Source organism: Pseudomonas sp. TH31 (assembly GCF_016650815.1).
Classification (GTDB): domain Bacteria; phylum Pseudomonadota; class Gammaproteobacteria; order Pseudomonadales; family Pseudomonadaceae; genus Aquipseudomonas.
This window is the reverse complement of sequence record NZ_JAEKEZ010000023.1, coordinates 104,706-130,036: the sequence shown is the minus strand read 5'-3', so window position 1 is coordinate 130,036 and position 25,331 is coordinate 104,706. Positions and strand designations below refer to the sequence as shown.

Annotated in this window: 15 protein-coding genes and 8 pseudogenes; 3 read left to right on the top strand and 20 right to left on the bottom strand. The window is 60.2% G+C overall.

Annotated elements, in window-relative coordinates:
- Positions 1-5 precede the first annotated feature (5 nt).
- The 7 genes and pseudogenes from gcvH to arcD form a co-directional block, all read right to left on the bottom strand.
- Positions 6-389 carry a glycine cleavage system protein GcvH gene (gene gcvH / locus JFV26_RS16740; RefSeq protein WP_201194052.1) on the bottom strand — a complete coding sequence of 128 codons (384 nt, stop codon included), beginning with the start codon at positions 387-389 and terminating at the stop codon, positions 6-8.
- A 1,068-nt stretch (positions 390-1,457) separates the two neighbouring features.
- Positions 1,458-2,966, bottom strand: a complete 1,509-nt coding sequence (locus JFV26_RS16735; RefSeq protein WP_201194050.1) for a sigma-54-dependent transcriptional regulator — start codon at positions 2,964-2,966, stop codon at positions 1,458-1,460.
- 177 nt (positions 2,967-3,143) lie between these two features.
- Positions 3,144-3,503 (bottom strand): DUF5064 family protein, encoded by a 360-nt coding sequence (locus JFV26_RS16730; protein ID WP_201194048.1) that lies wholly within the window; start codon positions 3,501-3,503, stop codon positions 3,144-3,146.
- Positions 3,504-3,565: 62 nt separating this feature from the next.
- Entirely contained in the window at positions 3,566-4,495 is a 930-nt protein-coding gene (arcC, locus tag JFV26_RS16725) for a carbamate kinase (protein ID WP_201194047.1), read from the bottom strand.
- A 207-nt stretch (positions 4,496-4,702) separates the two neighbouring features.
- The gene (locus JFV26_RS16720) at positions 4,703-5,713 is read right to left on the bottom strand and encodes an ornithine carbamoyltransferase (protein ID WP_201194045.1); all 1,011 of its coding nucleotides are present in this window, start codon (positions 5,711-5,713) and stop codon (positions 4,703-4,705) included.
- Positions 5,714-5,783: 70 nt separating this feature from the next.
- A complete protein-coding gene (gene arcA / locus JFV26_RS16715; RefSeq protein WP_201194043.1) occupies positions 5,784-7,040 on the bottom strand; it encodes an arginine deiminase in 1,257 nt (418 codons plus the stop codon).
- 33 nt (positions 7,041-7,073) lie between these two features.
- Positions 7,074-8,500, bottom strand: a pseudogene (gene arcD, locus JFV26_RS16710) (arginine-ornithine antiporter).
- Between the two features lie 420 nt (positions 8,501-8,920).
- On the opposite strand from arcD, the pseudogene JFV26_RS16705 reads away from it, so the two are divergent.
- Positions 8,921-9,782 (top strand): annotated as a pseudogene (locus tag JFV26_RS16705) (DNA-3-methyladenine glycosylase family protein).
- Between the two features lie 113 nt (positions 9,783-9,895).
- On the opposite strand, the pseudogene JFV26_RS16700 reads toward JFV26_RS16705, so the two are convergent.
- The 13 genes and pseudogenes from JFV26_RS16700 to gap all read right to left on the bottom strand — a co-directional run bounded on the left by JFV26_RS16700 (position 9,896) and on the right by gap (position 22,329).
- Positions 9,896-11,244: pseudogene (locus tag JFV26_RS16700) on the bottom strand (CoA transferase).
- 164 nt (positions 11,245-11,408) lie between these two features.
- Positions 11,409-12,164 (bottom strand): methyl-accepting chemotaxis protein, encoded by a 756-nt coding sequence (locus JFV26_RS34920; RefSeq protein WP_446739935.1) that lies wholly within the window; start codon positions 12,162-12,164, stop codon positions 11,409-11,411.
- Between the two features lie 102 nt (positions 12,165-12,266).
- Positions 12,267-13,274: pseudogene (locus tag JFV26_RS34915) on the bottom strand (PDC sensor domain-containing protein); the annotation flags it as partial.
- A gap of 451 nt (positions 13,275-13,725) precedes the next feature.
- Complete coding sequence (locus JFV26_RS16690; RefSeq protein WP_201194039.1) at positions 13,726-14,127, bottom strand: YbaN family protein; 402 nt, start codon at positions 14,125-14,127, stop codon at positions 13,726-13,728.
- A 129-nt stretch (positions 14,128-14,256) separates the two neighbouring features.
- The gene (locus JFV26_RS16685; RefSeq protein ID WP_201194037.1) at positions 14,257-14,859 is read right to left on the bottom strand and encodes a biliverdin-producing heme oxygenase; all 603 of its coding nucleotides are present in this window, start codon (positions 14,857-14,859) and stop codon (positions 14,257-14,259) included.
- A 115-nt stretch (positions 14,860-14,974) separates the two neighbouring features.
- Entirely contained in the window at positions 14,975-17,542 is a 2,568-nt protein-coding gene (locus tag JFV26_RS16680) for a TonB-dependent receptor (RefSeq protein ID WP_201194035.1), read from the bottom strand.
- A 122-nt stretch (positions 17,543-17,664) separates the two neighbouring features.
- Positions 17,665-18,630, bottom strand: coding sequence for a FecR domain-containing protein (locus tag JFV26_RS16675; protein WP_201194033.1), 966 nt, complete (start codon positions 18,628-18,630; stop codon positions 17,665-17,667).
- 96 nt (positions 18,631-18,726) lie between these two features.
- A pseudogene (locus tag JFV26_RS16670) lies at positions 18,727-19,253 on the bottom strand (RNA polymerase sigma factor).
- 90 nt (positions 19,254-19,343) lie between these two features.
- Positions 19,344-19,808, bottom strand: a complete 465-nt coding sequence (locus tag JFV26_RS16665; protein WP_201194031.1) for a methylglyoxal synthase — start codon at positions 19,806-19,808, stop codon at positions 19,344-19,346.
- 168 nt (positions 19,809-19,976) lie between these two features.
- Positions 19,977-20,201 (bottom strand): annotated as a pseudogene (locus JFV26_RS16660) (methylglyoxal synthase); the annotation flags it as partial.
- 168 nt (positions 20,202-20,369) lie between these two features.
- Positions 20,370-20,594, bottom strand: a pseudogene (locus tag JFV26_RS16655) (methylglyoxal synthase); the annotation flags it as partial.
- Between the two features lie 168 nt (positions 20,595-20,762).
- A pseudogene (locus JFV26_RS16650) lies at positions 20,763-20,987 on the bottom strand (methylglyoxal synthase); the annotation flags it as partial.
- 340 nt (positions 20,988-21,327) lie between these two features.
- A complete protein-coding gene (gene gap / locus JFV26_RS16645; protein ID WP_201194029.1) occupies positions 21,328-22,329 on the bottom strand; it encodes a type I glyceraldehyde-3-phosphate dehydrogenase in 1,002 nt (333 codons plus the stop codon).
- Between the two features lie 220 nt (positions 22,330-22,549).
- On the opposite strand from gap, the gene edd reads away from it, so the two are divergent.
- Together edd and JFV26_RS16635 are read left to right on the top strand one after the other, a co-directional pair.
- A complete protein-coding gene (gene edd, locus JFV26_RS16640) occupies positions 22,550-24,376 on the top strand; it encodes a phosphogluconate dehydratase (RefSeq protein ID WP_201194027.1) in 1,827 nt (608 codons plus the stop codon).
- Complete coding sequence (locus JFV26_RS16635) at positions 24,373-25,323, top strand: glucokinase (protein ID WP_201194025.1); 951 nt, start codon at positions 24,373-24,375, stop codon at positions 25,321-25,323. The genes edd and JFV26_RS16635 overlap by 4 nt, the downstream gene beginning before the upstream one ends.
- Positions 25,324-25,331: the final 8 nt, after the last annotated feature.

Sequence of the window (25,331 nt, the reverse complement as noted above, 5' to 3'; positions counted from 1 at the left end):
GCTCCTCAGGCTTCGGCGTTGGCTTTGATCAGACGGTCGTAAGCGTCTTGATCCAGCAATTGGGCAACAGCCGATGCGTCGGTTGGCTGGAAGCGGAAGAACCAGCCTTCGCCCAGCGGATCTTCGTTGACCAGCTCAGGGCTGCTGTCGAGTGCCGGGTTCACTTCCAGGACTTCACCGTCCAGTGGCATGTAGACGCCGCTGGCGGCTTTTACCGACTCCACGGTGGCGGCTTCAGCGCCTTTTTCGTAGGACTGCAGCTCAGGCAGTTGTACGAAAACCACATCGCCCAGGGCGTTCTGTGCGAAAGCGGTGATACCGACTGTGACGCTGCCGTCAGCTTCGGTGCGCAGCCATTCGTGATCTTCAGTAAAACGCAACTCGCTCATGGAAACTCCTAAGGGGGCCAGACTCGTCTGGTGGACGCGATTGAATGCTTGGGCAAAAGCCCTTCTTTATGAGCGGTTACTAAGCAAAATCGCGGCCAATGTTAATAAGTACTTATAAATCAGTATCTTGGGAGTTTTGTGCAGACGATCGAACTGAATGACTGTAGCGAAATCGCTACAGCACAAAGCAAAGAAAAAAGCCTAGCGGGATCAAAGCCTTGCACAGCGGCGATCAGAGAAGGGTGTATCGATATCGTTCCGCTGTAGCGCTTTCAGTACAGATGAAGGTCGCTTTTAAACAGGTTAAAAGCCCTTGAACTGGAATCCGACCGGTAGGAGCTGCCGAAGGCTGCGATCTTGTCCCAGACACCACAAGGTCAAAGTCAAAAGATCGCAGCCTTTGGCAGCTCCTACAGGGGTGAGCGTATGCATGTGGAGCGCAGCGATCTTGTTCCAGGCACCACAAGGTCGAAGTCAAATGATCGCAGCCTTTGGCAGCTCCTACAGGGGTGAGCGTATGCATGTGGAACGCTGCGATCTTGTTCCAGGCACCACAAGGTCGAAGTCAAATGATCGCAGCCTTTGGCAGCTCCTACAGGGGTGAGCGTATGCATGTGGAGCGCAGCGATCTTGTTCCAGGCACCACAAGGTCAAAGTCAAAAGATCGCAGCCTTTGACAGCTCCTACAGGGGTGAGCGTATGCATGTGGAACGCTGCGATCTTGTTCCAGGCACCACAAGGTCGAAGTCAAATGATCGCAGCCTTCGGCAGCTCCTACAGGGGTGAGCGTATGCATGTGGAACGCTGCGATCTTGTCCCAGACACCACAAGGTCAAAGTCAAAAGATCGCAGCCTTCGGCAGCTCCTACAGGGGTGAGCGTATGCATGTGGAACGCTGAGATCCTGTTCCAGGCACCACAAGGTCGAAGTCAAATGATCGCAGCCTTCGGCAGCTCCTACAGGGGTGAGCGTATGCATGTGGAACGCTGCGATCTTGTCCCAGACACCACAAGGTCAAAGTCAAAAGATCGCAGCCTTCGGCAGCTCCTACAGTTGAACGAGCAGGGCTTACGGTTTGTTTGGAATGCCGTACTTGCGCAACCGATGGGCAATCGCGGTGTGGGAGGTTTGTAGCCGATTCGCCAATTGCCGGGTCGAGGGATAGCTGACGTAGAGCTTTTCCAGCAGCGTCTTCTCGAACTCTTCCATCGCTTGCTCAAGGCTGTCGACGTCGCTGTCACTCTGACGGGCCACCGAGGTGCCGGCGATGTCGAGGTCGCCGATGTCCACCAGGCTGCTTTCGCAAATCGCGGCGGCGCGGAAGATCACGTTCTGCAATTGCCGCACGTTGCCCGGCCAGCGGTTGCCCAGCAGTGCCGGGTAGGTGCCCGGCGCGAGGCGACAGACCGGGCGCTGGATCTGCGCGCAGGCTTGCTGCATGAAGTAGCGGGCCAGCAGCAGAATGTCCTGGCCACGTTCACGCAGTGGCGGGACTTCGACGTTGAGCACGTTGAGGCGATAGAACAGGTCTTCGCGGAAGGTGCCTTCGCTGACCATTTTTTCCAGGTCACGGTGGGTGGCGCTGAGGATCCGCACGTTGACCTTGACCTCACGATCACCGCCCACGCGACGGAAGCTGCCATCGTTCAAGAAGCGCAGCAGTTTTGCCTGCAAGTACGGCGACATCTCGCCGATCTCATCGAGAAACACCGTGCCCTGGTTGGCCAGTTCCATCAGCCCCGGTTTGCCCCCGCGTTGCGCGCCGGTAAAGGCGCCGGGGGCGTAGCCGAACAGTTCGCTTTCGGCGAGGTTCTCCGGCAATGCCGCGCAGTTCAATGCCAGGAACGGCGCGCTGTGCCGCGCACTGATGGCGTGACAAGCCCGCGCCACGAGCTCTTTACCGGTGCCGGTTTCGCCCTGGATCAGCAATGGCGCGTCGAGGGTCGCGACCCGTTGTGCGCGGGCCTTGAGCGTGCGAATCGCCGGGGATTCGCCGAGCAATGCATCGAAACCTTCGGCGTGATCGTGGTGCAGCGCCGACAGACGCTCGCCGATGCGGCTCGGTTGATACAGCGTCAGCAGGGCGCCAGCGTCGGTGATCGGCGTGGCGTCCAGCAGCAGGGTCTGGCCGTTGAGGGTGATCTCGCGCAGTGGCAGGCGAAAGCCGTTTTCCAGCAAGGCATCGAGCAACGCCGGATCGGCGAACAGTTCGGTGATGCTTTCACCGGCGGGTTCGCGACCATACAGGGCAATCAGCGCCGGGTTGGCCAGCAACACGTTGCCGGCGCTGTCCAGGGCCAGCACCGGGTCGGTCATGGCCGCGAGCAACGCGTCGAGCTGCAAGTGCCGGCGCTGGCCGGGCAGGATGTCGACCACCGTCACCGCTTGCACGCCGTGCACGCTGAACAGCGCATCGCGCAGCTCTTCGAGGACTTCCGGACTCAGGGTCGGGGCGTCGATATAGACGTTGGGCGGAACCATTTCCACCGCATCCAGATTGAGATTGCGCCCACCGAGCAGGGCCAGGACTTCCTGGGTAATGCCGACGCGGTCGATGAAGCTGACGTGGATACGCATGGGGCGGTTTTTTGGTTCTGGAGTGCGGAGGGTGGCAAGTATGCCTTGGAGGAGGGCAGGAGGTGAAATCGGTAATCGGGGATTGCCTGAAAAGATCACAGCCTTCGGCAGCTCCTACAGGGGAACGCGCTCGGCGTAGGAGCTGCCGAAGGCTGCGATCTTTTGATCTTACAAGCGTTACTCCAGGTGTTCAGGTTTCACCGGGTCGCCGGATTTGACGTCAAGCTGCGCCCGTACGTCCTCGAACATCTCGTCGTAGGTCCTGTGCATCGACGCGATGTTGGCTTCTTTGGGGATGCCATGTTTATGTGCGATTTGCATGGCATGCCGGGCGAAGTCAAACGCCTGGTCCTTGGGCAGAAAGAACTCTTCTTTCAAGTCTTTGCCTTCGATGCTGCCATGCATCTTGAACAGCATGCCTTTGCCTTCCTTGGGATCCTGGGTGACTTCATAGTCGATGCACAGGTTGTAGCTGTAATCGTCCTTGTTCAGCGCGTGGCGCTCGATGTGCAAGTGACCGGGTTCGAACGTAGCCATAAACATCTCTCCTTCGAAGGCATTGGAGAACGGCAGACCCCGGGTCTGCCGCTGAGTTTCTTTTAGCGGTAAGTAATGCCAGGTGTCGCCGTGCTGATGCGGGTGCCGGCCTTGCCCTGGACGATTGCTTCGATGTCCGAGAGTGAACCGATGACCGCGACTTTGCCAGTGTGCCGGGCAAACTCGCAGGCCGCCTGGACCTTCGGCCCCATGGAACCGGCGGCGAAGCCGAGTTTTTCCAAGTCGTCCGGGTGGGCCTGGGCGATGGCTTTCTGGGTCGGTTTGCCGAAGTCGATGAATGCGGCGCTGACGTCGGTGGCGATCACCAGCAGATCACTTTCAAGCTGTTCGGCCAGCAGCGCCGAGCACAGGTCTTTGTCGATCACGGCTTCCACACCCTGGAGTTTTCCATCGGTGCCGTACAGGGTCGGGATACCGCCACCGCCGGCACAGATCACGATGCTGCCTTTGTCCAGCAGCCACTTGATCGGGCGGATTTCGAAGATGCGTTTCGGTCTTGGGCTGGCCACCACGCGGCGATATTTGTCGCCATCCGGGGCAATCGCCCAGCCTTTTTCGGCGGCGAGTTTTTCCGCTTCAGCCTTTGAGTACACCGGGCCGATGGGTTTGGTCGGATGTTGGAAGGCCGGGTCCTTGGCATCGACTTCGACCTGGGTCAGCAGGGTGGCGAACGGCACTTCGAAGTCCAGCAGGTTGCCCAGCTCCTGTTCGATGATGTAGCCGATCATGCCCTCGGTTTCGGCACCCAGTACGTCCAGCGGGTAAGGCGAAACCGAGGTGTACGCCGCGGCTTGCAGCGACAGCAGGCCGACCTGCGGGCCATTGCCGTGGGCAATGACCAGTTGGTTGCCGGGATAGATCCTGGCGATCTGTTCGGTGGCAACGCGGATGTTGGCGCGTTGATTGTCCGCGGTCATGGGTTCACCACGGCGGAGCAGGGCGTTACCGCCCAGAGCAACGACGATACGCATAATGCAGTCCTTTCAGAAAAGGGAACGGTAACGCGATGATCGTTCACACGGGGCCATGGGAGCGATCACCGTCCCCGTAGGAGCTGCCGAAGGCTGCGATCTTTTGATCTTGCTGTTGATCTTCAGTGGCACAGAAAAGATCAAGGTCAAAAGATCGCAGCCTTCGGCAGCTCCTACAGGGGCAGGTCGTGAACCTGGGTTCGGCTGTTAGATATCCGCCAACGCCGATACCAGGATCGCCTTGATGGTGTGCATGCGGTTTTCCGCTTGCTCAAAGGCGATGTTGGCGGGCGATTCGAAGACCTCTTCCGTTACTTCGACACCACCGGCCAGGTGCGGATAGCGCGCGGCGATATCCTTGCCGACCTTGGTTTCGCTGTTATGGAATGCCGGCAGGCAGTGCATGAATTTCACACGCGGGTTGCCCGAGGCTTTCATCATCTTCGCGTTGACCTGGTACGGCAGCAGTTGCTCGATGCGCTCGTCCCACGCTTCCACCGGCTCACCCATCGACACCCAGATGTCGGTGTGGATGAAGTCCACGCCCTTGACCGCTTCTTTCGGGTCTTCGGTGATGGTGATGCGGGCGCCGCTTTCTTCGGCGAATTCCTTGCACTGGGCAATGAAGTCAGCGTGTGGCCACAGGGCTTTGGGTGCCGCGATGCGCACGTCCATGCCCAGTTTGGCGCCGATCATCAGCAGCGAGTTGCCCATGTTGTAGCGCGCATCGCCGAGGTAGGCGTAGCTGATTTCATGCATCGGCTTGTCGCTGTGCTCACGCATGGTCAGCACGTCGGCGATCATTTGCGTCGGGTGGAATTCAGCGGTCAGGCCGTTGAACACCGGCACACCGGCGAACTTGGCCAGCTCTTCGACGATTTCCTGTTCAAAGCCACGGTACTCGATGGCGTCGAACATCCGGCCGAGGACGCGCGCGGTGTCTTTCATGCTTTCTTTGTGGCCGATCTGCGACGACACCGGGTCGATGTAGGTGACGTGGGCACCCTGGTCATGGGCCGCAACTTCGAAGGCGCAACGGGTGCGGGTCGAGGTTTTTTCGAAGATCAGCGCGATGTTCTTGCCTTGCAGGTGTGGACGCTCGGTGCCGGTGTACTTGGCGCGTTTGAGGTCCCGGGACAGGTCGATCAGGTAGTTGAGCTCGCGAGTGGTATGGTGCATCAAGCTCAGCAAGCTGCGGTTGCGCATGTTAAAAGCCATGATTTGGATCTCCTTTGGTTTCGGTTATCCCCCTGGCCGCGTGGGGTAAACGTCGGCCAGGGTGTGAAAGTTAATAGTCGATTGGGTCGCGAATGATCGGGCAGGTCATGCAGTGGCCGCCACCACGGCCGCGTCCGAGTTCGCCGGCACTGATGGTGATGACTTCCACGCCAGCCTTGCGCAGCAAGGTGTTGGTGTAAGTGTTGCGGTCGTAGCCGATCACCACGCCCGGTTCCAGGGCCACCACGTTGTTGCCGTCGTCCCATTGCTCGCGTTCGGCGGCGAAGCTGTTGCCGCCGGTTTCAACCACGCGCAGGGCCTTGAGGTTGAGTGCGGCCGCCACGGTGGCGAGGAAGTTGGTTTCTTCGCGGCGGATGTCGATGCCGCCCGGTTTGCTTTCGTCGGGGCGCAGGGTGAAGGCGACGATCTGGTTGACCACTTCCGGGAAAATGGTGACCAGGTCGCGGTCGCAGAAACTGAACACGGTGTCCAGGTGCATCGCGGCGCGGGATTTCGGCAGACCGGCGACGATTACTCGCTCCACGGCTTTGTGCTTGAACAGGTTCAGCGCCAGTTGGCCGATGGCCTGACGAGACGAGCGCTCGCCCATGCCGATCAACACCACACCGTTGCCGATCGGCATCACGTCGCCGCCTTCGAGAGTCGAGTTGCCGTGCTCCTGATCCGGGTCGCCGTACCAGACCTGGAAGTCGGCGTTGGTGAACTCGGGGTGGAATTTGTAGATGGCGCTGGCCAGCAGGGTTTCCTGGCGGCGCGCCGGCCAGTGCATCGGGTTCAGGGTCACGCCACCGTAGATCCAGCAGGTGGTGTCGCGGGTGAACTGGGTGTTGGGCAGCGGCGGCAGAATAAAGCTCGAGTGGCCGAGGAAGTCACGGAACATCTCGAGGGTCTTGCCGCCGAAACTGGTTGGCAGGTCATCGGCCGACACGCCGCCGATCAGGAACTCGGCGATCTTGCGCGGCTCCAGGCTGCGCAACCAGGAACTGGTTTCGTTGACCAGGCCCAGACCTACCGTGTTAGCGGTGATCTTGCGCTCAAGAATCCAGTCCAGGGCTTGCGGGATCGCGACGATGTCGGTCAGCAGGTTGTGCATTTCCAGCACGTCGACGTTGCGTTCGCGCATCTTGGTGACGAAATCGAAATGGTCACGCTTGGCTTGGGCGACCCACAGCACGTCATCGAACAGCAGTTCGTCGCAGTTGTTCGGGGTCAGCCGCTGGTGGGCCAGGCCTGGGGAGCAAACCATGACTTTGCGCAGTTTTCCGGCTTCGGAATGTACGCCGTACTTCACTTTTTCCGTGGTCATTACAGTGATCCTCCAGATGTAAACAATCAGCTATTACAGCGTCAGGAAACCCGCATACAGCCCGTAAGCAGCCACCAGGGCGCCGACGACTACGGCCGCGAAAATCAGCTTCTCGACATTAGTGAAAACCGGTTTGCCCACTTCCATCTTGGCCTTGGCGAACAGGATCGCGCCGGGGGCATAGAGCAGGGCGGAAAGCAGCAGGTATTTGATGCCGCCGGCATACAGCAGCCAGACCGCGTAGATCACGGCAATGGCGCCGACGATCAGGTCTTTCTTACGTTCGGCCAGGGCGTGTTCATAAGTCTCGCCGCGCACTGCCAGCAGTAGCGCATAAGCCGCCGACCACAGGTACGGCACCAGAATCATCGAGGTGGCGAGGTAGATCAGCGACAGGTAAGTGCTGGCCGAGAACAGGGTGATGATCAGGAATACCTGAACCATGGCGTTGGTCAGCCACAGAGCATTGGCCGGCACATGGTTGGCGTTTTCCTTGCGCAGGAACGCCGGCATGGTGTGGTCCTTGGCGGCGGCGAACATGATCTCCGCACACAACAGCACCCAGGACAGCAGGGCGCCAAGCAAGGAAATGATCAGGCCGATGCTGATCAGCACCGCGCCCCAGTGACCGACCACGTGTTCCAGTACGGCGGCCATCGACGGGTTCTGCAACTTGGCCAGTTCCGGTTGGGTCATGACCCCCAGGGACAACACGTTCACCAGCACCAGGAACAGCAGCACGGTGATGAAACCGATGACGGTGGCTTTACCAACGTCGCTGCGTTTTTCCGCCGGGCCGAGAAGATGCTCGCACCTTCGATGCCGATGAACACCCAGACGGTGACCAGCATCATGTTGCGCACCTGGTTCATTACGCTGCCCAGGCTGGTGTTTTTGGTGCCCCAGATGTCGGCGGTGAAGATGTCCAGTTTGAAGGCGAACACGGCGATCAACACAAACAGCAGCAGCGGCACGACCTTGGCGACGGTGGTCACCAGGTTGATGAACGCAGCTTCCTTGATCCCGCGTAAAACAAGGAAGTGAACGGCCCAGAGCAGCACCGAAGCGCCGATCACCGCCGCAGGAGTATTCCCCTCTCCAAATAGCGGGAAGAAGTACCCGAGGGTGCTGAACAGCAAGACGAAGTAGCCGACGTTGCCCAGCCAGGCACTGATCCAGTAACCCCACGCGGATGAGAAACCCATGTAGTCGCCGAAACCGGCCTTGGCGTAGGCGTAGACACCGCCGTCCAGGTCAGGCTTGCGGTTGGCCAGGGTTTGAAAGACGAACGCGAGGGTCAACATGCCGACCGCCGTAATTGCCCAGCCAATCAGCACCGCACCGACATCAGCACTGGCGGCCATGTTCTGCGGCAAAGAGAAGATCCCGCCACCAATCATTGAGCCAACTACCAATGCAACCAGCGCGCCGAGTTTCAGCTTTTCGGGTGATTCAGACATTGCATGACTCCAATGCAGGAGAAGAGAGACAACAGATTAAATCTGTTAACTGTTCAATCAGCTGACATAGATCAGTGCATGGGCACATTCCATTGTTAATGAAAGACTTATGAACTTTTCGCGGGCATAACTGTATTGCTGGGAAAGCCCGGTTCAGAGGCCTGCGTCAGTGCAGGCAGGAATAACGCGTATCGCGTCGAGTTTTTTAAGTTAGTTCGTTTTTGCGAATTCGCAACTTTTTGCTGTCTGTTTTCAGTACAGAATTTATTTATCAGGATTGACGTACATAACGGCTATACGCCGATGGCCATGGATTGATCGGCTATCAATAAAAGGTATTAATAGGTGTTAATTGTTGAACGTTATTACGCTTTACCTGTTTAGTTAAATTAATCCATTTGTTAGTGGGGTGCTGTCGCTATGAGGTTGCTGCTGGCGTATCGGCCGCCTTATGACTGGGGCGCAATGTTGGTTTTTGTCGGCGCGGGCGATTGCCGGGATGGAGACGGTGCTCGATGACGTGTATTCGCGCAGCATCGGCTTGGACGGTGTGCACGGCACGTTTTCGATCAAACCGGCGGGGGATGCTGCGCTTGAGCTGACCCTGGATTTTCCTGACGCGGCCGCCGTGCCCGAGATCGTGGCGCGGTTGCGGCGGATGTTTGATCTGGATGCTGATCTGCCCGCGACACATCGACAATTGGCGATTGACCCGTTGATGGCGCGGTTGATTGCCGAGCGTCCAGGATTGCGCGTGCCGGGTGCGTGGGATGGTCTGGAACTGGCGATTCGCGCGGTGTTGGGGCAGCAGATTACAGTGAGCGCGGCGATCAAACTGGCAGGCAAATTGATCTCGCAGTATGGCGAGCCGTTGGATTCGACGTTGCCGGGGCTGACCCGTGTGTTTCCTGATGCGGCGGTGTTGGCGGTCGCGGACCTGGCGACGTTGGGAATGCCAAAAAGCCGTGGGCGGACGTTGTCGGGTGTAGCCCAGGCGTTGCTCGATGATCCGTTGGTGTTTGAACCGGGTCGGGAGGGCGGTGTGGCGCGATTGTTGGCGTTGCACGGGATTGGCGATTGGACGGCGCAGTACATTGCCTTGCGGCAGTTGCGGGAGATGGATGCGTTTCCGAGCGGGGATGTGGGATTGATCAATGCGTTGGCGGCGCTTGAAGGCAGGCCGGTGATCGCGCGAGAGTTGCTGCAGCGGGCTGAGGCTTGGCGACCCTTTCGAGGTTATGCGGCGCAGGTGCTTTGGGCGTCACTGAGTCGAGCTGATTGAGCTGATCCAGGAGTTGTAGCAAATTGGCGGGCCTCATCGCGAGCAGGCTCGCTCCCACAGGGGTATGCATTCCAACTGTGGGAGCGAGCCTGCTCGCGAAAGCTATCTGACAGTCACCACCACTGAGCGCGATGGGAACCCAATTCAGACGCGGGAATGGCCCATTGCACAGGCGTCCCGCTGATCTTCAGCGGAACGTGCAACCGATGTGCCTGTCCCCAAGGCGTCTGCTCAACCAACAACCCTTGATCGTCCTGATCTTCGGCCCGCAAAGGCTCATCAGTCCCGGCGCCATTCTCGATCAACAACTTCGCCGTCCGCGCCAACGACAACCGCGCCGACCCACCACTCCCGCGACTCAACCGCTCAGCCAACAACTTGACCGCACTCGCCGCCATCAAATACCCGGTCGCGTGATCCAGCGCCTGCACTGGCAACGGTGTCGGTTTGTCCGCTTTCTTCCACTGCATGCCAGCCTCGGCGATCCCGCTGCTCATTTGCACCAGGCTGTCGAAGCCCCGACGGTTCTGCCACCGGCCGCTCCAGCCGTAGGCGTTGAGGCAGACATCAATCAAACCGGGGGCCAGTTGCTGGCGCTCAGCGGCGCCGTAACCCAAATGTTCCAGTGCATCGGCGCGGTAGCCGTGGAGCAAAATGTCCGCGTCCTTGAGCAGGCTTTCGAACACTGCGCGATCAGCCGTGTCATGCAAATCCAGCCGCGCACAGCGTTTACCGAGAGTGACTTCCGGCACGACACCAGGCTCATTCCAGGTCGGCGGGTCGATGCGCAATACGTCGGCGCCGAGGCCAGCGAGGAAGCGACTGGCGATGGGGCCGGCGAGCACGCGGGTCAGATCAAGCATTTTGATTCCGGCCAGTGGTCGCGCCACCGATCCTTGCCACATTTTGGCGTTCTGGCTGCTGTGGGCGGCGAATTGAATCAATGGCTCGGCGTTTACGGCGATCCCTTGAGGGTGGGCCTGCCATTGCGCCCAGGTGCGCATTTCAGCGGCGCAGCCACCGGCCTCGACCACGGCGTGTTCCAGATCGGTCTTGGCCCACTTCGCCACCAGACTCGCCATACCGGCGCGGTCGGTACAGGCACCGAGCACCTTTTCGGTGGCGGCGCGGTGATGCGGGGCGTTGGTGTGCAGGCGAATCCAGCCGTCCTCGGTCGCATAGTCACCGGCGACCGGGTCCCACAGCGGCGGGAGGCTCCAGCCCTCGGGGCGGAGCGAGGTGGCGAACCAGAACGAAGCGCGGCGGCGGTCGACTTCCAGGGAGGCAAGCGGCCGGTTTGCTGCTGCAGCAATTCGCTGACCGCCTGGCCGGCAGCGGCAATGCTGGCGCAGGCCAGGTCAGTGACGGCGAACGCCGAGGGCAGGGCGCCGCTCGACGTAAACGGGATCGGGGTATGAGGCAAGCCGAGTGCGGCTTGAATGGACGTGAGTAAATCAGTCATCGAAGGCCCTCCGGAACGAGGGTTCGATGATAGATCAATTTAGATGACGGGCCAGATGAAACCTGTGGGAGCAAGGCTTGCCCGCGATTGAGACGCCTCGGTGTGTCAGGCTGTCCGCGTTATCGTTCTTCGCGGGCAAGCCTTGCTCCTACAAAGGCAAGGGCTTACACCCGGAACTGATCCATCAGTTTCATCTGATGCGTGGCCAGCGCATTGAGCTGGCTGCTGATTTGCGCCGATTCAGTGGCTTGCCCGGTCAGGGTTTCGGTGACGGTGCGGATCGCCGAGACGTTGCGGTTGACCTCTTCGGCCACGGCGCTTTGCTGTTCGGCGGCGCTGGCGATTTGCAGGTTCATGTCGCTGATCACGGTCACCGCGTCACTGATCTTGCCCAGGGCCTGGACCGCTTGTTGGATTTGCCCGGCGTTGCTGTGGGCCTGGGTCTGGCTCGAGTGCATGGTCGCAACCACACCGCGGGTACCGGTTTGGATGCGTTCGATCACGATGCGAATTTCTTCCACTGAATCCTGGGTCCGTTTGGCCAGGTTGCGCACTTCATCGGCGACCACCGCAAAGCCACGACCGCTTTCGCCGGCACGGGCCGCTTCAATCGCCGCGTTGAGGGCCAGCAGGTTGGTTTGTTCGGCGATGCTGCGGATCACTTCCAGCACCGAGCCAATCTGCTCGCTGTTGACCGCCAGGGCTTCGACTTCGATCACGGCTTTGCTGACTTCGTCGGCCAGCAGATTAATATCTCGGGTGCTGCGCTCGATGATCTGCATGCCATCGCGGGCTGATTGGTCGGCACCTTTGGCCGCGTTAGCCGCGTTCGACGCACTGTTAGCGACGTCGTGGGCGGTGGCGCTCATTTCATTGGACGCGGTGGCAACCTGGTCGATTTCGCGAAACTGCACCTGCATGCCTTCACTGGTCTGGCGGGCGATTTCCGAAGACTGGTCGGCGGTGCCCCGAGCGTCGGTGATGCTTTGCTTGATCTGGGCGATGGTCGGTTGCAGCTTGTCGAGGAAGCGGTTGAACCAGCTCACCAGTTCGCCGAGTTCGTCTTTCTTGCTGTAGGGCAAACGTTGGGTCAGGTCGCCGTCGCCGCTGGCAATCGCCTTGAGCATTTGCGCCACGCTGTTGATCGGCCGGGTCACGCCCGAAGCCGTGAGCCAGATCAGCAGCAGACCGACCAGACCGGCCGCGACCGCCACCAATAACGCCTTGAGGGTGCCGGTTTGTTGCGCATCATCGAGCACCGCTTGCAGCTTCACCGAGTCGGCCAGCAGTACCTGTTTAGGAAGGTCGATTACCACGCCCCAGGCCTTGGAATCGGAGATCGGACTGACCGGGTACACCGCGCGGATCAAGTCTCCCTGTTCGAGAATCTTCGACGAGCCGTTGCCGAGCAGTTGCAGGATGTCTTTTCCGGCAGCGCCCAATGTGTCGCCAATGCTTTTACCCACCTTGCCAGCGTCGACGCTATAACCGCCAAGCACACCGCTGCCGGAGACGATCAGCATATGGCCGGCGCCGTTGAACAGGTCGCGTTGGGAATCCACGGCTGCCGCTTGCAACGCATCGAGGGCGATGTCGACGCCGACCACGCCAATGGCTTTGCCGTCCACCAGCAACGGCACGGAAATGGTGGTCATCAGCACTTCCTTGCCGCCCACGGTGTCGGAATACGGGTCGAGCAAGCAGGTGCGCTTGTTGTCGCGAGGGCAGGTGTACCAGCTGTTGTACGGCGTACCGCTGAGGCTGAGCGTGGTTTTGGTCATGTCGTCTTCGACCATGATCGTGTTGAGCCCGACCCCGCCCGCGCGGCTCCAGTAACTGGCGAAACGTCCCACCTCGTTGGACTGCCGGACAGCGTCATTGACGAATTCGCTGTCCTTGCCGTCCAGGCCGTTGGGCTCGAACGCCAGCCAGATCCCCAGCACTTTGCCGTTGCGCTCGAAAGCGGTTTTCAGGCTCTGGTTCAACTCCTCGCGCAGGGCTCCGGCGTCCAGCGAACGCTTGGCGGCCATGGTGCGCATGTCCTTGATCTGATCGGCGAGGGCCGTCACCACCAACAGGCTTTCACCGAAGGTCTTCTGCACCCGCACGGCTTGCTCGGCGGCTTTGGCCTGGAGCAGCTCCTGGACGCTGGCGGTGAGCATTTTGCTGCTGGAGGCGCTGACCAGGTCGTTGTTGCGGTGGGTCTGGTACATGTTCATGCCGACGATCAGGGCGACGACACCGAGCAGGCACAGACCGGACAACAGGACGATTTTCAGGCGGATGGACAGGGAGTCGAACATAGGGCGAACTCGCAAATGGATGAGGTGTTGGCCAGGAGACGGGAGTGCTCCCGCTCGCCAAGTCCATTCAGCGCCATTTAATCCACATCGGCATGGGCAGGGCTTGCATGAATGACAAACCGACGAGTGGTAGCAGGTGAACGTTTGCGCAGGGGAATGCCCTGAAAAGGGCTGGAATTCAGGAGATTTCCGGCATCGATTCCGGCCGCGACCAAATCCACAGATTGCCCAGGCTCATACCGGCAATCGCCAGGTAAATTGGCCAGCCATGATCGAGCATTATCAGCATCAAGCCGGCGCACAGCAGCATGCTGACGGTGGCGCTGACCTTGGCCCGGCGGGCGATGATTTTGCCGTTGCGCCAGTTGCATAGGATCGGCCCGAACAGCCGGTGATTTTCCAGCCAGGCACTCAGGCGCGGCGAACTTTTGGTAGCGGCCCAGGCGGCCAGCAGGATGAACTCGGTCGTCGGCAGGCCCGGCACGACAATCGCGATCAGGCCGATGCCCAGGCTGACGTAGGCCAGCAGGCCGAACAGGATGCGGGCGAGTTTGGAGGCGGCTGGAGGTTTGCGGGTCATGGTGGTAGGAGCTGCCGAAGGCTGCGATCTTTTTGGGGCATAGGAGTATCTGGATCAGAAGATCGCAGGCTTCGCCAGCTCCTACAGGGGGATTCCCCGAGAGGTGCAAGCGTACCTGCGAAGGTGCTGTTAAGCGAGTTCCGGGGTGTAGGCCTGTTCCAGCAACAGGGTGAAACGGTTGAATGCATCAACAGCTGCTTGCTCGATTTCAGCTTCTTCCTGAGCGCTGAATTCCAGCGAGTCGAGGGTGCTGACGAAACGCTTCCAGCCTTGCGCGCGACCACCGGCCGGTTCGCCGAGGTGGCGGGCGCCGAAGGTGTCGCTCAAGCCCAGGCCCACGGCACGCTTGATCAAAAACGCCGCGCCGAGCTTCGAGCCTTCGGAGACAAATAACCAGCCCAGGGCCGTGGCTTTGGTTGGATTCTTCACCGCGCCGGCCACCGCCGTCGGAACCTCGGCGTCGAGATCAGCCAGGTCAGCCCTGGCCGCTTCGGCCCGGCAGCGCGCCGGCAGGTCCGGGACGATGGCGGTCAGTTCGGCATCGTTGTACAGCGATACCAGTTCCGACTGGAACAAATACTGCGCAACCACGAAACGGGCAAAATTGGCCTGGGTTTCGAACGGCGCGTGGGCTTTGACCAAGGCATCGAGTTTGGTGTGTGGCTCGTTGGTTATCTGGTTCAAACGTTGCGAACGCAGAGCCTGGCGTTGAGCTGTGTCCTGGGTGGTCATGGGAAATCCTTGAGAAAAAGAGGCACTTGGTAACGAGACGTACAAGCAGGCGCCAGACAGTAAAAAAACCTCACTGCAACGCATTAACAAATGTGTCGCAGTGAGGTGCTCAGGGTCAGATGTTCCAGACCAGATTGATCGCGAAGTTGCGGCCCGGTTGGGTCAGGCGATCCAGGTTGGCTGGTTGCGTCACCGAAGCTTCGCCGACGCTGTCGTAGCCGCGCACGTCATCCCACTGCCAGTATTTCTTGTTGGTCAGGTTGTAGAGGCCGGTATTGACGGTTACATCGTCGGTGACCTTGTAGAACCCGGCCAGGTCGAGCACGCCGTAGCCCGGGGTCTTGAACTGGGTGCTGGTGCCGTCCGGGGTCTTGAAGCTGGTGCTGTCGACTCGGTCCTTGCGCTTGACCAGTGTCCAGCTCAACAGCGCGCCGTAGTTGTCCTGGTCGTAACCGAGGCCGAACACGCCGGTCAGCGGGTTGACGCTGTTCAGTGGCTGGCCGCTGTCATCGTTACGACCATACAGGTACGCCATCGAGCCTTGGGTGTAGAGGCCGGTCGGCGCGCCGAAGGTATCCAGGTTCAGGCGACCCTTGAGCTCCACGCCCTTGATGGTGGCGTGCTTGATGTTGTTGCTCTGGAACGTGGTCTCGGTGTAGCCGGGAGTGATGGCGTTCTCATCGATGAAGTCGCGGTATTTGTTGTAGAACACCGCCACATCGAAGGTACCCGACTCGAACTGGCCGCGCAGGCCGGTTTCGTAGCTTTTGCTCTTTTCCGGTTCCAGGTCGGGATTGGGCGCGACCTGATAACCACCGGCCAGGTTTTCAAAGCGACCGTACAACGCCTTGGCAGTCGGCGTGCGAAAGCCTTCGGCGTACTGGCCATACCAGGTGTAGTTGTCGTTGAAGCTGTAAGTGGTGCCGAACTTCGGCGACAGACGATGCCAGGTCTTGATGTCGTCGTTCACCACGCCGTTGCCGCTCTGGTCGGCGGTGGCCAGGAACTCGTCGGTGATGTGCGGCTTGAGCTGGGTGTAGTCGTAGCGGGCGCCGGGCAGGAAGGTCCAGTTACCCCAGCTGATCTGGTCCTGGGCAAACAGGCTGTAGCTGTTGATGGTCGGGTCCGGGAAGTCGCTCGCCGGCTTCAAGGTGTCGGCGGCGCTTGGGGCTCCGATCACCCGGCAGGCGCCGGCCACGGTCAGGCATGTGCCGCTGCCGGTCCGCAGGCCGGTAACTTTGTCCTGCTTGATGGTGGTGCCGTAAGTGACTGTGTGGTTGGTGTCGGCGATGGCGAAGGACTTGTCAGCCTGGGCATCGAACACCCACTGGCGATCCTTGTAGTGGGTATTGCGCTCGCGCAACACGGTGCGCGATGGCGCGTAGATTTCTTCGGTGGTCTGGTCGGTCTTGGCGATCTGGTAGTTCAGCGACCACTTGATGTTGTCGGCCAGCGCCGTGTCCAGAGCGAAGCTGTGTTCCAGGCCGAAGCGTTCGCGGGTCACGGTATCGTTACCCGTGCGGGATTTGTAGAAACCGAAACCGCGACCGGCGTTGAACGGGCCACCAACTGCGCTCAATTGATGGGTGTCGCGGTCGTCCTTGTAGTGTTCGTAAGTCAGGCCCAGGCGCGCGTCGTCGGCGTAGTTCCAGCCCAGTTTGGCCAGCACGTTGGTGGTGCGCACGTCCTCGGGGTTAGCCTCGGTGCGGCTCAGGCCGGTGCCGCCGGTTTCGCCGTAGGATTCGGTTTCATGGCCATTGCGTTGGCTCAAGTGCAGCAAACCGTCGAAGTCGCCAGTGCGACCCGCGACGGTGCCGGAAGTCAGCCAGCTGTCATCGGCCGAGCTGTAGCCAGTCTTCAGCCGCGCGCCGAGGTCTTTGCCAGGCTTGATGATGTCGTCCGGATCGAGGGTGTAGTAGCTGACGGCGCCGCCAATGGCATTGCTGCCGTAGAGCACCGAGGCCGGGCCACGGAGGATTTCGACGCGTTTGACGATTTCCGGGTCGACGTAGTTGCGGTTGGTCTGGGCGTACGGGCCGTTGAAGAAGCTGTCGGGCACTTGCACGCCGTCGACTTGAGTCAGCACGCGGTCGCCGTCGATGCCACGGATGTTGTAGCCGGTCAGCCCGGCGCGCTGGCCGGCGCCGCCCACCGAAACTCCCGGTTCGTAGCGCACCAGATCCTTGATGTTATTGACGTTGTTGCGGTCCAGCTCTTCGCGGGTCTGGACGCTGACAGTGGCTGGCACGCTGTCGATGCTTTGTTCCTGACGGGTGGCGCTGATGGTCACCTGTTGCAGGTTGAGCGCGCCGCTGCTGCTGCTGCGTTTTTCCAGCACGATGTTGTTGGTGCCCAGTTTGCGATAGCTCAGGTTGGTCCCCACCAACAGGCGATCCAGGGCTTTTTCCGGTGGCCAGGACCCGCGCACACCCGGCGAGGCGACGCCTTCAGCCAGTTCTGCCGGCAAACCGACCTGCCAGCCCGTCACGGCGGTGAAAGCATTGAGTGCCGAGACCAGCGACTGCTGGGCAATGGCGAACGAGTAATCGCCCAGGTTGCGGCTCGGCTGGTCGGCGGCAGTGGCTGCCATCAGCGGCGCGGCACCGGCCATCAGGATGGCGGCGGTCAGCAACGACAACACGCGGGACGGTGAAGAGGACTGGCGGGTATGGCGAGAGGACATCGATAGCGCTCCGTGTCGCACGAATCTTTATAGGTGCAGATTGGCATCGATAGATGCGAATCAATTGCATTGGCTATAACGAGACGAACGAGATCAGGCTATCGAGTAAAAATAATTCTCATTTAGTTCAAGATCACCAGCGCCGGGAATTCTTGCAACTTGGCCGAGGTGATGTGGGCGAGGGAGCGGACCACGTCCAGCGGCTGGTCGAGGCGGTAATTACCGGTGACGGCGACGTCGGCCAATTGCTCGTTGTTGTTGATGATCCAGCCCGGATAGTAGCGACGCAGCTCTGCCAGCACCTGGCTCAGCGGGCAGTTCTCGAACACCAGTCGGCCCTGGACCCAGGCCAGGTCGGTGGCGGCATCAAGCTTGGCCGGGCGGTCGAAACCGTTGGGGCCGATGCGGATACTTTCACCGGCCGACAGCCGCACCCGTGCATCGTCACCGGTGGCGCGCAAATCCACATCGCCGCGCTGCACCCGCACCTGGGCCACGCCGTCGAGGTAACGCACGGCAAACGCGGTGTCGCGCACGCTGGCCTTGACCGGCCCGGCGTCGATCTCCAGCGCTTGACCACGGTTGGACGGCACCTCGAAAAACGCCTCGCCCTGATACAAGCGGGCCACGCGCTGCTGATCGTTGATGGTGCTGGAAAACGCCGAGTTGGTATTGAGCAGGACTTTGGAGCCGTCCTCCAGTTGCAGGCGCTGGCGTTCACCGACCACGGTCAGGTGGTCGGCCTGCAAGCGCATCGGCAGATTGCTGAAGCTGAACAAACCGAGGATCAACACGGCGGCGCTGGCCAGCGGTTTCCAGTGCGGACGCAGGCGCGAGAGCACGGTGACTTTCGCCGGTGTGGCGGCCAGGTTTTGCGCGCATTGCGTGACCAACGGGCCGTCCCAGATCGCCTGGGCCTTGGCGAACGCCTCGGCATGCAATGGATCGGCCGCCAGCCATTCGTGGAACTGTCGGGTTTGTTCCTCGCTCGGACTGCCCTGCACGATCAGCCAGTCCAAAGCCTGGTCCATCGCGTTTGCGGTGTCCCGTGCCGGGTCAGGTGTTTGGGAGCGGTGGGTGTCCGTCACGGGGGTTCCTCGGCAGTGGCAGGGGAGCAGTTTCAAGTTTCAAGCTGCAAGCTGCAAGCTCAAGCGCGGTTCGGAGTTTGGCTTGCCGCTTGCGGCTTAAAGCTTGTGGCTGCTGTCGTGCCGTTGCGCGACGCCAATGCAGATCGCCATGATCAGCTTCAGCTCTTTTTGCACCGTGCTTAATGAAACGCCGAGTTGTTCGGCGATCTCCAGATAGCTGTGACCGTGCAAGCGACTGAGGATGAAGATTTGCTGCTGACGGTGGCTGAGTTCACTGAGGCTCACGTTCAAACGCTCCAGCAATTGTTCGGCATGGGCGGCGTCCTCGGCACTGCTGACCGGGGCGGCGATGCTTTCCACCACGTCCAGCGGGACGTCGTCGAGCAAGGTGCGCGATTGAATGCGCCGCGCACGCAAATGGTCCAGTGCCAGGTTGCGAGCGGTCTGGAATACGAAGGGTTCAAGGTGATCGATGGCCCGCTCACCGAGCGCCCGGTCACGCGCAGGTAGGTCTCCTGCAGCAGGTCTTCGGCGGTGCTGTGATTGTTGACCATCCGCTCCAGGGTGCGCAGCAGCGAAATCCGCTGAGCGATGAAGACCTGATTGAAGTGCGATTGACTCACGGGAGGACCTGATCCATTTCGAGCAAATGATAATGCTTATCATCCACCCGAATGGTTAAGTGCTGATTTGTGAAGCGGATTGGCGAAGGACTAGGCGCGGCCCAGCAGATAGGTCGCGTAATCCGGGATCCGGTGCTCATGCGCCTGATCCATCAGCGGACTGCTCAGCAGGTAGTCGGCGCTGCATTCATTGCACGCGACCGGGATGTTCCAGACCGCCGCGACCCGCAGCAACGCCTTGATGTCCGGGTCGTGGGGCTGCGGCTCGAACGGGTCCCAGAAGAACACCAGCATGTCGACCCGCTGCTCGGCAATGCGCGCGCCCAGTTGCTGATCGCCGCCCAATGGGCCGCTGATCATGCTTTCCACGGGCAGGTCGAGGCGTTGTTGCAATAACAACCCGGTGGTGCCGGTCGCGACCAGTTCATGTTGCGCCAGCTTGTCTTTCTGTCGCTCGGCCCAGTCCAGCAAAAACACTTTGCAGTGGTCATGGGCGACCAGGGCGATACGCTTGCGCGCCGCCAGGATCTTTTGCGTGAAGCTGATACCGATCATCGAATGCTGCTCTCGGTGGGCCTTGTCAATATCGCGTAGGAGCTGCCGAAGGCTGCGATCTTTTGATCTTGATCTTCTCGGGATCGCTGAAAATCAACGTCAAAAGATCGCAGCCTTCGGCAGCTCCTACAGGTTCGCGTCGACCGCTAATGAAGCGTCGCAGCCCATTTGATCGCCGCCCAATGGGCCGCTGATCATGCTTTCCACGGGCAGGTCGAGGCGTTGTTGCAATAACAACCCGGTGGTGCCGGTCGCGACCAGTTCATGTTGCGCCAGCTTGTCTTTCTGTCGCTCGGCCCAGTCCAGCAAAAACACTTTGCAGTGGTCATGGGCGACCAGGGCGATACGCTTGCGCGCCGCCAGGGTCTTTTGCGTGAAGCTGATACCGATCATCGAATGCTGCTCTCGGTGGGCCTTGCCAATATCGCGTAGGAGCTGCCGAAGGCTGCGATCTTTTGATCTTGATCTTCTCGGGATCGCTGAAAATCAACGTCAAAAGATCGCAGCCTTCGGCAGCTCCTACAGGTTCGTGTCAACCGGTAATGAAGCGTCGCAGCCCATTTGATCGCCGCCCAATGGGCCGCTGATCATGCTTTCCACGGGCAGGTCGAGGCGTTGTTGCAATAACAACCCGGTGGTGCCGGTCGCGACCAGTTCATGTTGCGCCAGCTTGTCTTTCTGTCGCTCGGCCCAGTCCAGCAAAAACACTTTGCAGTGGTCATGGGCGACCAGGGCGATACGCTTGCGCGCCGCCAGGGTCTTTTGCGTGAAGCTGATACCGATCATCGAATGCTGCTCTCGGTGGGCCTTGCCAATATCGCGTAGGAGCTGCCGAAGGCTGCGATCTTTTGATCTTGATCTTCTCGGGATCGCTGAAAATCAACGTCAAAAGATCGCAGCCTTCGGCAGCTCCTACAGGTTCGCGTCAACCGCTAATGAAGCGTCGCAGCCCATTTGATCGCCGCCCAATGGGCCGCTGATCATGCTTTCCACGGGCAGGTCGAGGCGTTGTTGCAATAACAACCCGGTGGTGCCGGTCGCGACCAGTTCATGTTGCGCCAGCTTGTCTTTCTGTCGCTCGGCCCAGTCCAGCAAAAACACTTTGCAGTGGTCATGGGCGACCAGGGCGATACGCTTGCGCGCCGCCAGGGTCTTTTGTGTGAAGCTGATACCGATCATCGAATGCTGCTCTCGGTGGGCCTTGCCAATATCGCGTAGGAGCTGCCGAAGGCTGCGATCTTTTGATCTTGATCTTCTCGGGATCGCTGAAAATCAACGTCAAAAGATCGCAGCCTTCGGCAGCTCCTACAGGTTCGCGTCAACCGCTAATGAAGCGTCGCAGCCCATTAGAGGTTCGCGTCGACCGGTAATGAAGCGTCGCGGCCCATTAGAGGTTCGCGTCAACCGGTAATGAAGCGTCGCAGCCCATTAGAGGTTCGCGTCAACCGGTAATGAAGCGTCGCGGCCCATTACAGGTCCGCATCAACCCGTCACGAGGCGGCGTGCCCCATCACGTTGCTTATTCCGCGTTGCACAGCGCCAGGCAGTTATCGAGCATGCGGTTGGAGAAGCCCCATTCGTTGTCGTACCAGGCCAGGACCTTGAGCAGCTTGCCGCTGGACTTGGTGTGGTTGGCGTCGAAGATCGACGACAGCGGGTTGTGGTTGAAGTCGCTGGAGACCAGCGGCAGGGTGTTGTAGCCGAGAATCTTCGAGTGCCGGGCCGCTTCTTTGAGCAGCGCGTTCACTTGCTCTGCGCTCGCCTCACGTTTTAGCTGCACGGTCAGGTCCACCAGCGAGACGTTGATCACCGGGACACGCACCGCCATGCCGGTCAGTTTGCCCGCCAGCTCCGGCAGCACCAGGCCGACCGCTTCAGCGGCGCCGGTCTTGCTCGGAATCATGTTCTGGGTGGCCGAACGGGCGCGGTACGGGTCGGTGTGGTAGACGTCGGTCAGGTTCTGGTCGTTGGTGTAGGCGTGGATCGTGGTCATCAGACCGCTTTCGATGCCCAGCTCGCGGTGCAGCACCTGGGCCACTGGGGCCAGGCAGTTGGTGGTGCACGAGGCGTTGGAAATAATCTGGTGGGACTGGCGCAGAATGTCGTGGTTAACACCATAAACCACGGTAGCGTCGGCGCCTTTGGCCGGGGCCGAGATAATCACTTTGCGTGCGCCGGCCGTAATATGCGCGGCGGCTTTGGCACGGTCGGTGAACAGACCGGTGCATTCGAAGACCACGTCGATCTTCTCGGCCGCCCATGGCAGTTCAGCCGGGTTGCGGATGGCGCTGACCGAAATGCGGTCGCCATTGACCGTCAGGCTTTCGTTATCGTGCTGGACATCAGCGTCGAAAGTGCCGTGAACGGTGTCGTACTTGAGCAGATGAGCGTTGATCGAGCTGTCGCCCAAGTCATTGATGGCGACAATCTGCAGATCCTGGCGATAACCTTGGGTATACAGTGCGCGCAGGACGTTACGGCCAATTCGGCCAAAACCATTGATTGCGATTCGAAGAGTCATTTAACAGCGCCGCCGTCGTTTTGTTGTTGGAATTACAAGATTATTCGCATAAAAATAGAAAACAAGCCTTTTTAATGGCAATATTTTGTTCAATCTACAACGAGTGACCTGAATCAACTGGTCCGATCGATCAAGAAAGCCGCCCGTCAGCCCATCGACAACGGCCCTTGATCAGCATAGACAATCAGGTCGCCACATCCGTTAGCCTGGAGTTCTACACATGCATCCCCGCGTCCTTGAGGTCACCGAACGGCTTATCGCCCGCAGCCGTGCAACTCGCGAGGCTTACCTTGCGCTCATTCGTGGCGCTGCCAGCGACGGTCCGATGCGCGGCAAGCTCCAATGCGCCAACTTCGCCCATGGCGTGGCCGGGTGCGGCACTGACGACAAGAACAGCCTGCGGATGATGAATTCCGCGAACATCGCAATTGTTTCGTCATATAACGACATGCTCTCGGCGCATCAGCCGTACGAAGTGTTTCCTGAACAAATCAAAAAAGCCCTGCGCGAAATCGGCTCGGTCGGCCAGTTCGCCGGCGGCACCCCGGCCATGTGCGATGGCGTGACCCAGGGCGAGCCCGGCATGGAACTGAGCCTGCCGAGCCGTGAAGTGATCGCCTTGTCCACCGCCGTGGCGCTGTCCCACAACATGTTCGACGGTGCGCTGATGCTCGGCATCTGCGACAAGATCGTGCCGGGCCTGATGATGGGCGCGCTGCGTTTCGGTCATCTGCCGACGATCTTCGTGCCGGGCGGGCCGATGGTCTCGGGCATTTCCAACAAGCAGAAAGCCGATGTGCGTCAGCGCTACGCCGAAGGCAAGGCCAGTCGCGAAGAACTGCTGGAATCGGAAATGAATTCCTACCACAGCCCTGGCACTTGCACCTTCTACGGCACCGCCAACACCAACCAGTTGCTGATGGAAGTCATGGGCCTGCACTTGCCGGGCGCCTCTTTCGTCAACCCGAACACCCCGTTGCGCGATGCCCTGACCCGTGAAGCGGCGCACCAAGTCACCCGACTGACCAAGCAGAACGGCGACTTCATGCCGATCGGCGAAATCGTCGACGAGCGCTCGCTGGTCAACTCCATCGTGGCATTGCACGCCACCGGCGGCTCGACCAACCACACCTTGCACATGCCGGCCATCGCCATGGCGGCGGGCATTCAACTGACCTGGCAGGACATGGCCGACCTCTCCGAGGTGGTGCCGACCCTGAGCCACGTCTACCCGAACGGCAAAGCTGACATCAACCACTTCCAGGCCGCGGGCGGCATGTCGTTCCTGATCCGCGAACTGCTGGAAGCCGGGCTGCTCCACGAAAACGTCAACACCGTGCTCGGCCATGGCCTGAGCCGCTACACCGTGGAACCGTTCCTCGAAAACGGCGAACTGGTCTGGCGCGAAGGCCCGATTGAAAGCCTCGACGAAACCATCCTGCGTCCGGTCGCCCGTGCGTTCTCGCCCGAGGGTGGCCTGCGGGTGATGGAAGGCAATCTCGGTCGCGGGGTGATGAAAGTTTCCGCTGTGGCCCTGGAAAACCAGGTCGTCGAAGCACCGGCCATGGTGTTCCAGGATCAACAGGATCTGGCCGATGCGTTCAAGGCCGGTTTGCTGGAGAAGGATTTCGTCGCGGTGATGCGCTTCCAGGGCCCGCGTTCCAACGGCATGCCGGAACTGCACAAGATGACGCCGTTCCTCGGTGTGCTGCAGGATCGCGGCTTCAAAGTCGCGTTGGTCACCGACGGACGCATGTCCGGCGCCTCGGGGAAAATCCCGGCGGCCATCCACGTCAGTCCCGAAGCATTTGTGGGCGGCGCTTTGGCGCGAGTGCAAGAGGGCGATATCATCCGCGTCGATGGCGTCAAAGGCACCCTGGAGCTTAAGGTGGACGCCGAAGAATTCGCAGCGCGCACCCCAGCCAAAGGCCTGTTGGGCAACAACATCGGCAGCGGGCGCGAACTGTTTGGTTTCATGCGCATGGCCTTCAGCTCCGCAGAGCAGGGCGCCAGCGCCTTTACTTCTGCCCTGGAGACGCTTAATTGAAACTGGCTTTGGTCGGTGACATCGGTGGGACCAACGCACGTTTCGCGTTGTGGAAAAACCAGCAACTGGAGTCGATCCAGGTGCTGGCGACGGCGGATCACACCAGCCCGGAGGAGGCCATTGGTGTCTACCTGAGCGGGTTGGGCCTGGCGCCTGGCGCGATCGGCTCGGTGTGCCTGTCGGTGGCAGGTCCCGTGAGCGGCGATGAATTCAGGTTCACCAACAATCACTGGCGCCTGAGCCGCAAGGCGTTCTGCCAGACCTTGCAGGTGGATCAACTGCTGCTGGTCAACGATTTCTCGGCCATGGCCCTGGGCATGACCCGTTTGCAGCCGGACGAGTTTCGGGTGGTCTGCGAAGGCACGCCGCAACCGTTGCGGCCAGCGGTAGTGATTGGCCCGGGCACAGGCCTGGGTGTCGGCACCTTGCTGGATTTGGGTGAGGGCCGGTTTGCCGCATTGCCGGGGGAGGGTGGTCATGTGGATTTGCCACTGAGCAGCCCGCGGGAAACCCAACTGTGGCAACACATCTTCAATGAAATTGGCCATGTCAGCGCTGAAACGGCATTGAGCGGCAGCGGCTTGCCGCGAGTCTATCGGGCGATCTGCGCGGTCGATGGCCATGAACCGCAGTTCCACACTCCCGAAGCCATTACGGCGGCAGGACTGGCCGGTGATCCGGTCGCGCTGGAAGTGCTGGAGCAGTTCTGCTGCTGGCTCGGTCGCGTGGCCGGTAACAATGTGCTGACGGTCGGTGGTCGTGGTGGTGTGTATATCGTCGGGGGTGTGATTCCGCGGTTTGCCGATTTCTTCCTTGAAAGCGGTTTCGCCCGGTGCTTCGCTGACAAGGGTTGCATGAGCGATTACTTCAAAGGCATTCCGGTGTGGCTGGTGACGGCGCCGTATTCCGGGCTGATGGGCGCGGGTGTGGCACTCGATCAGGCTTGAGACCGAGT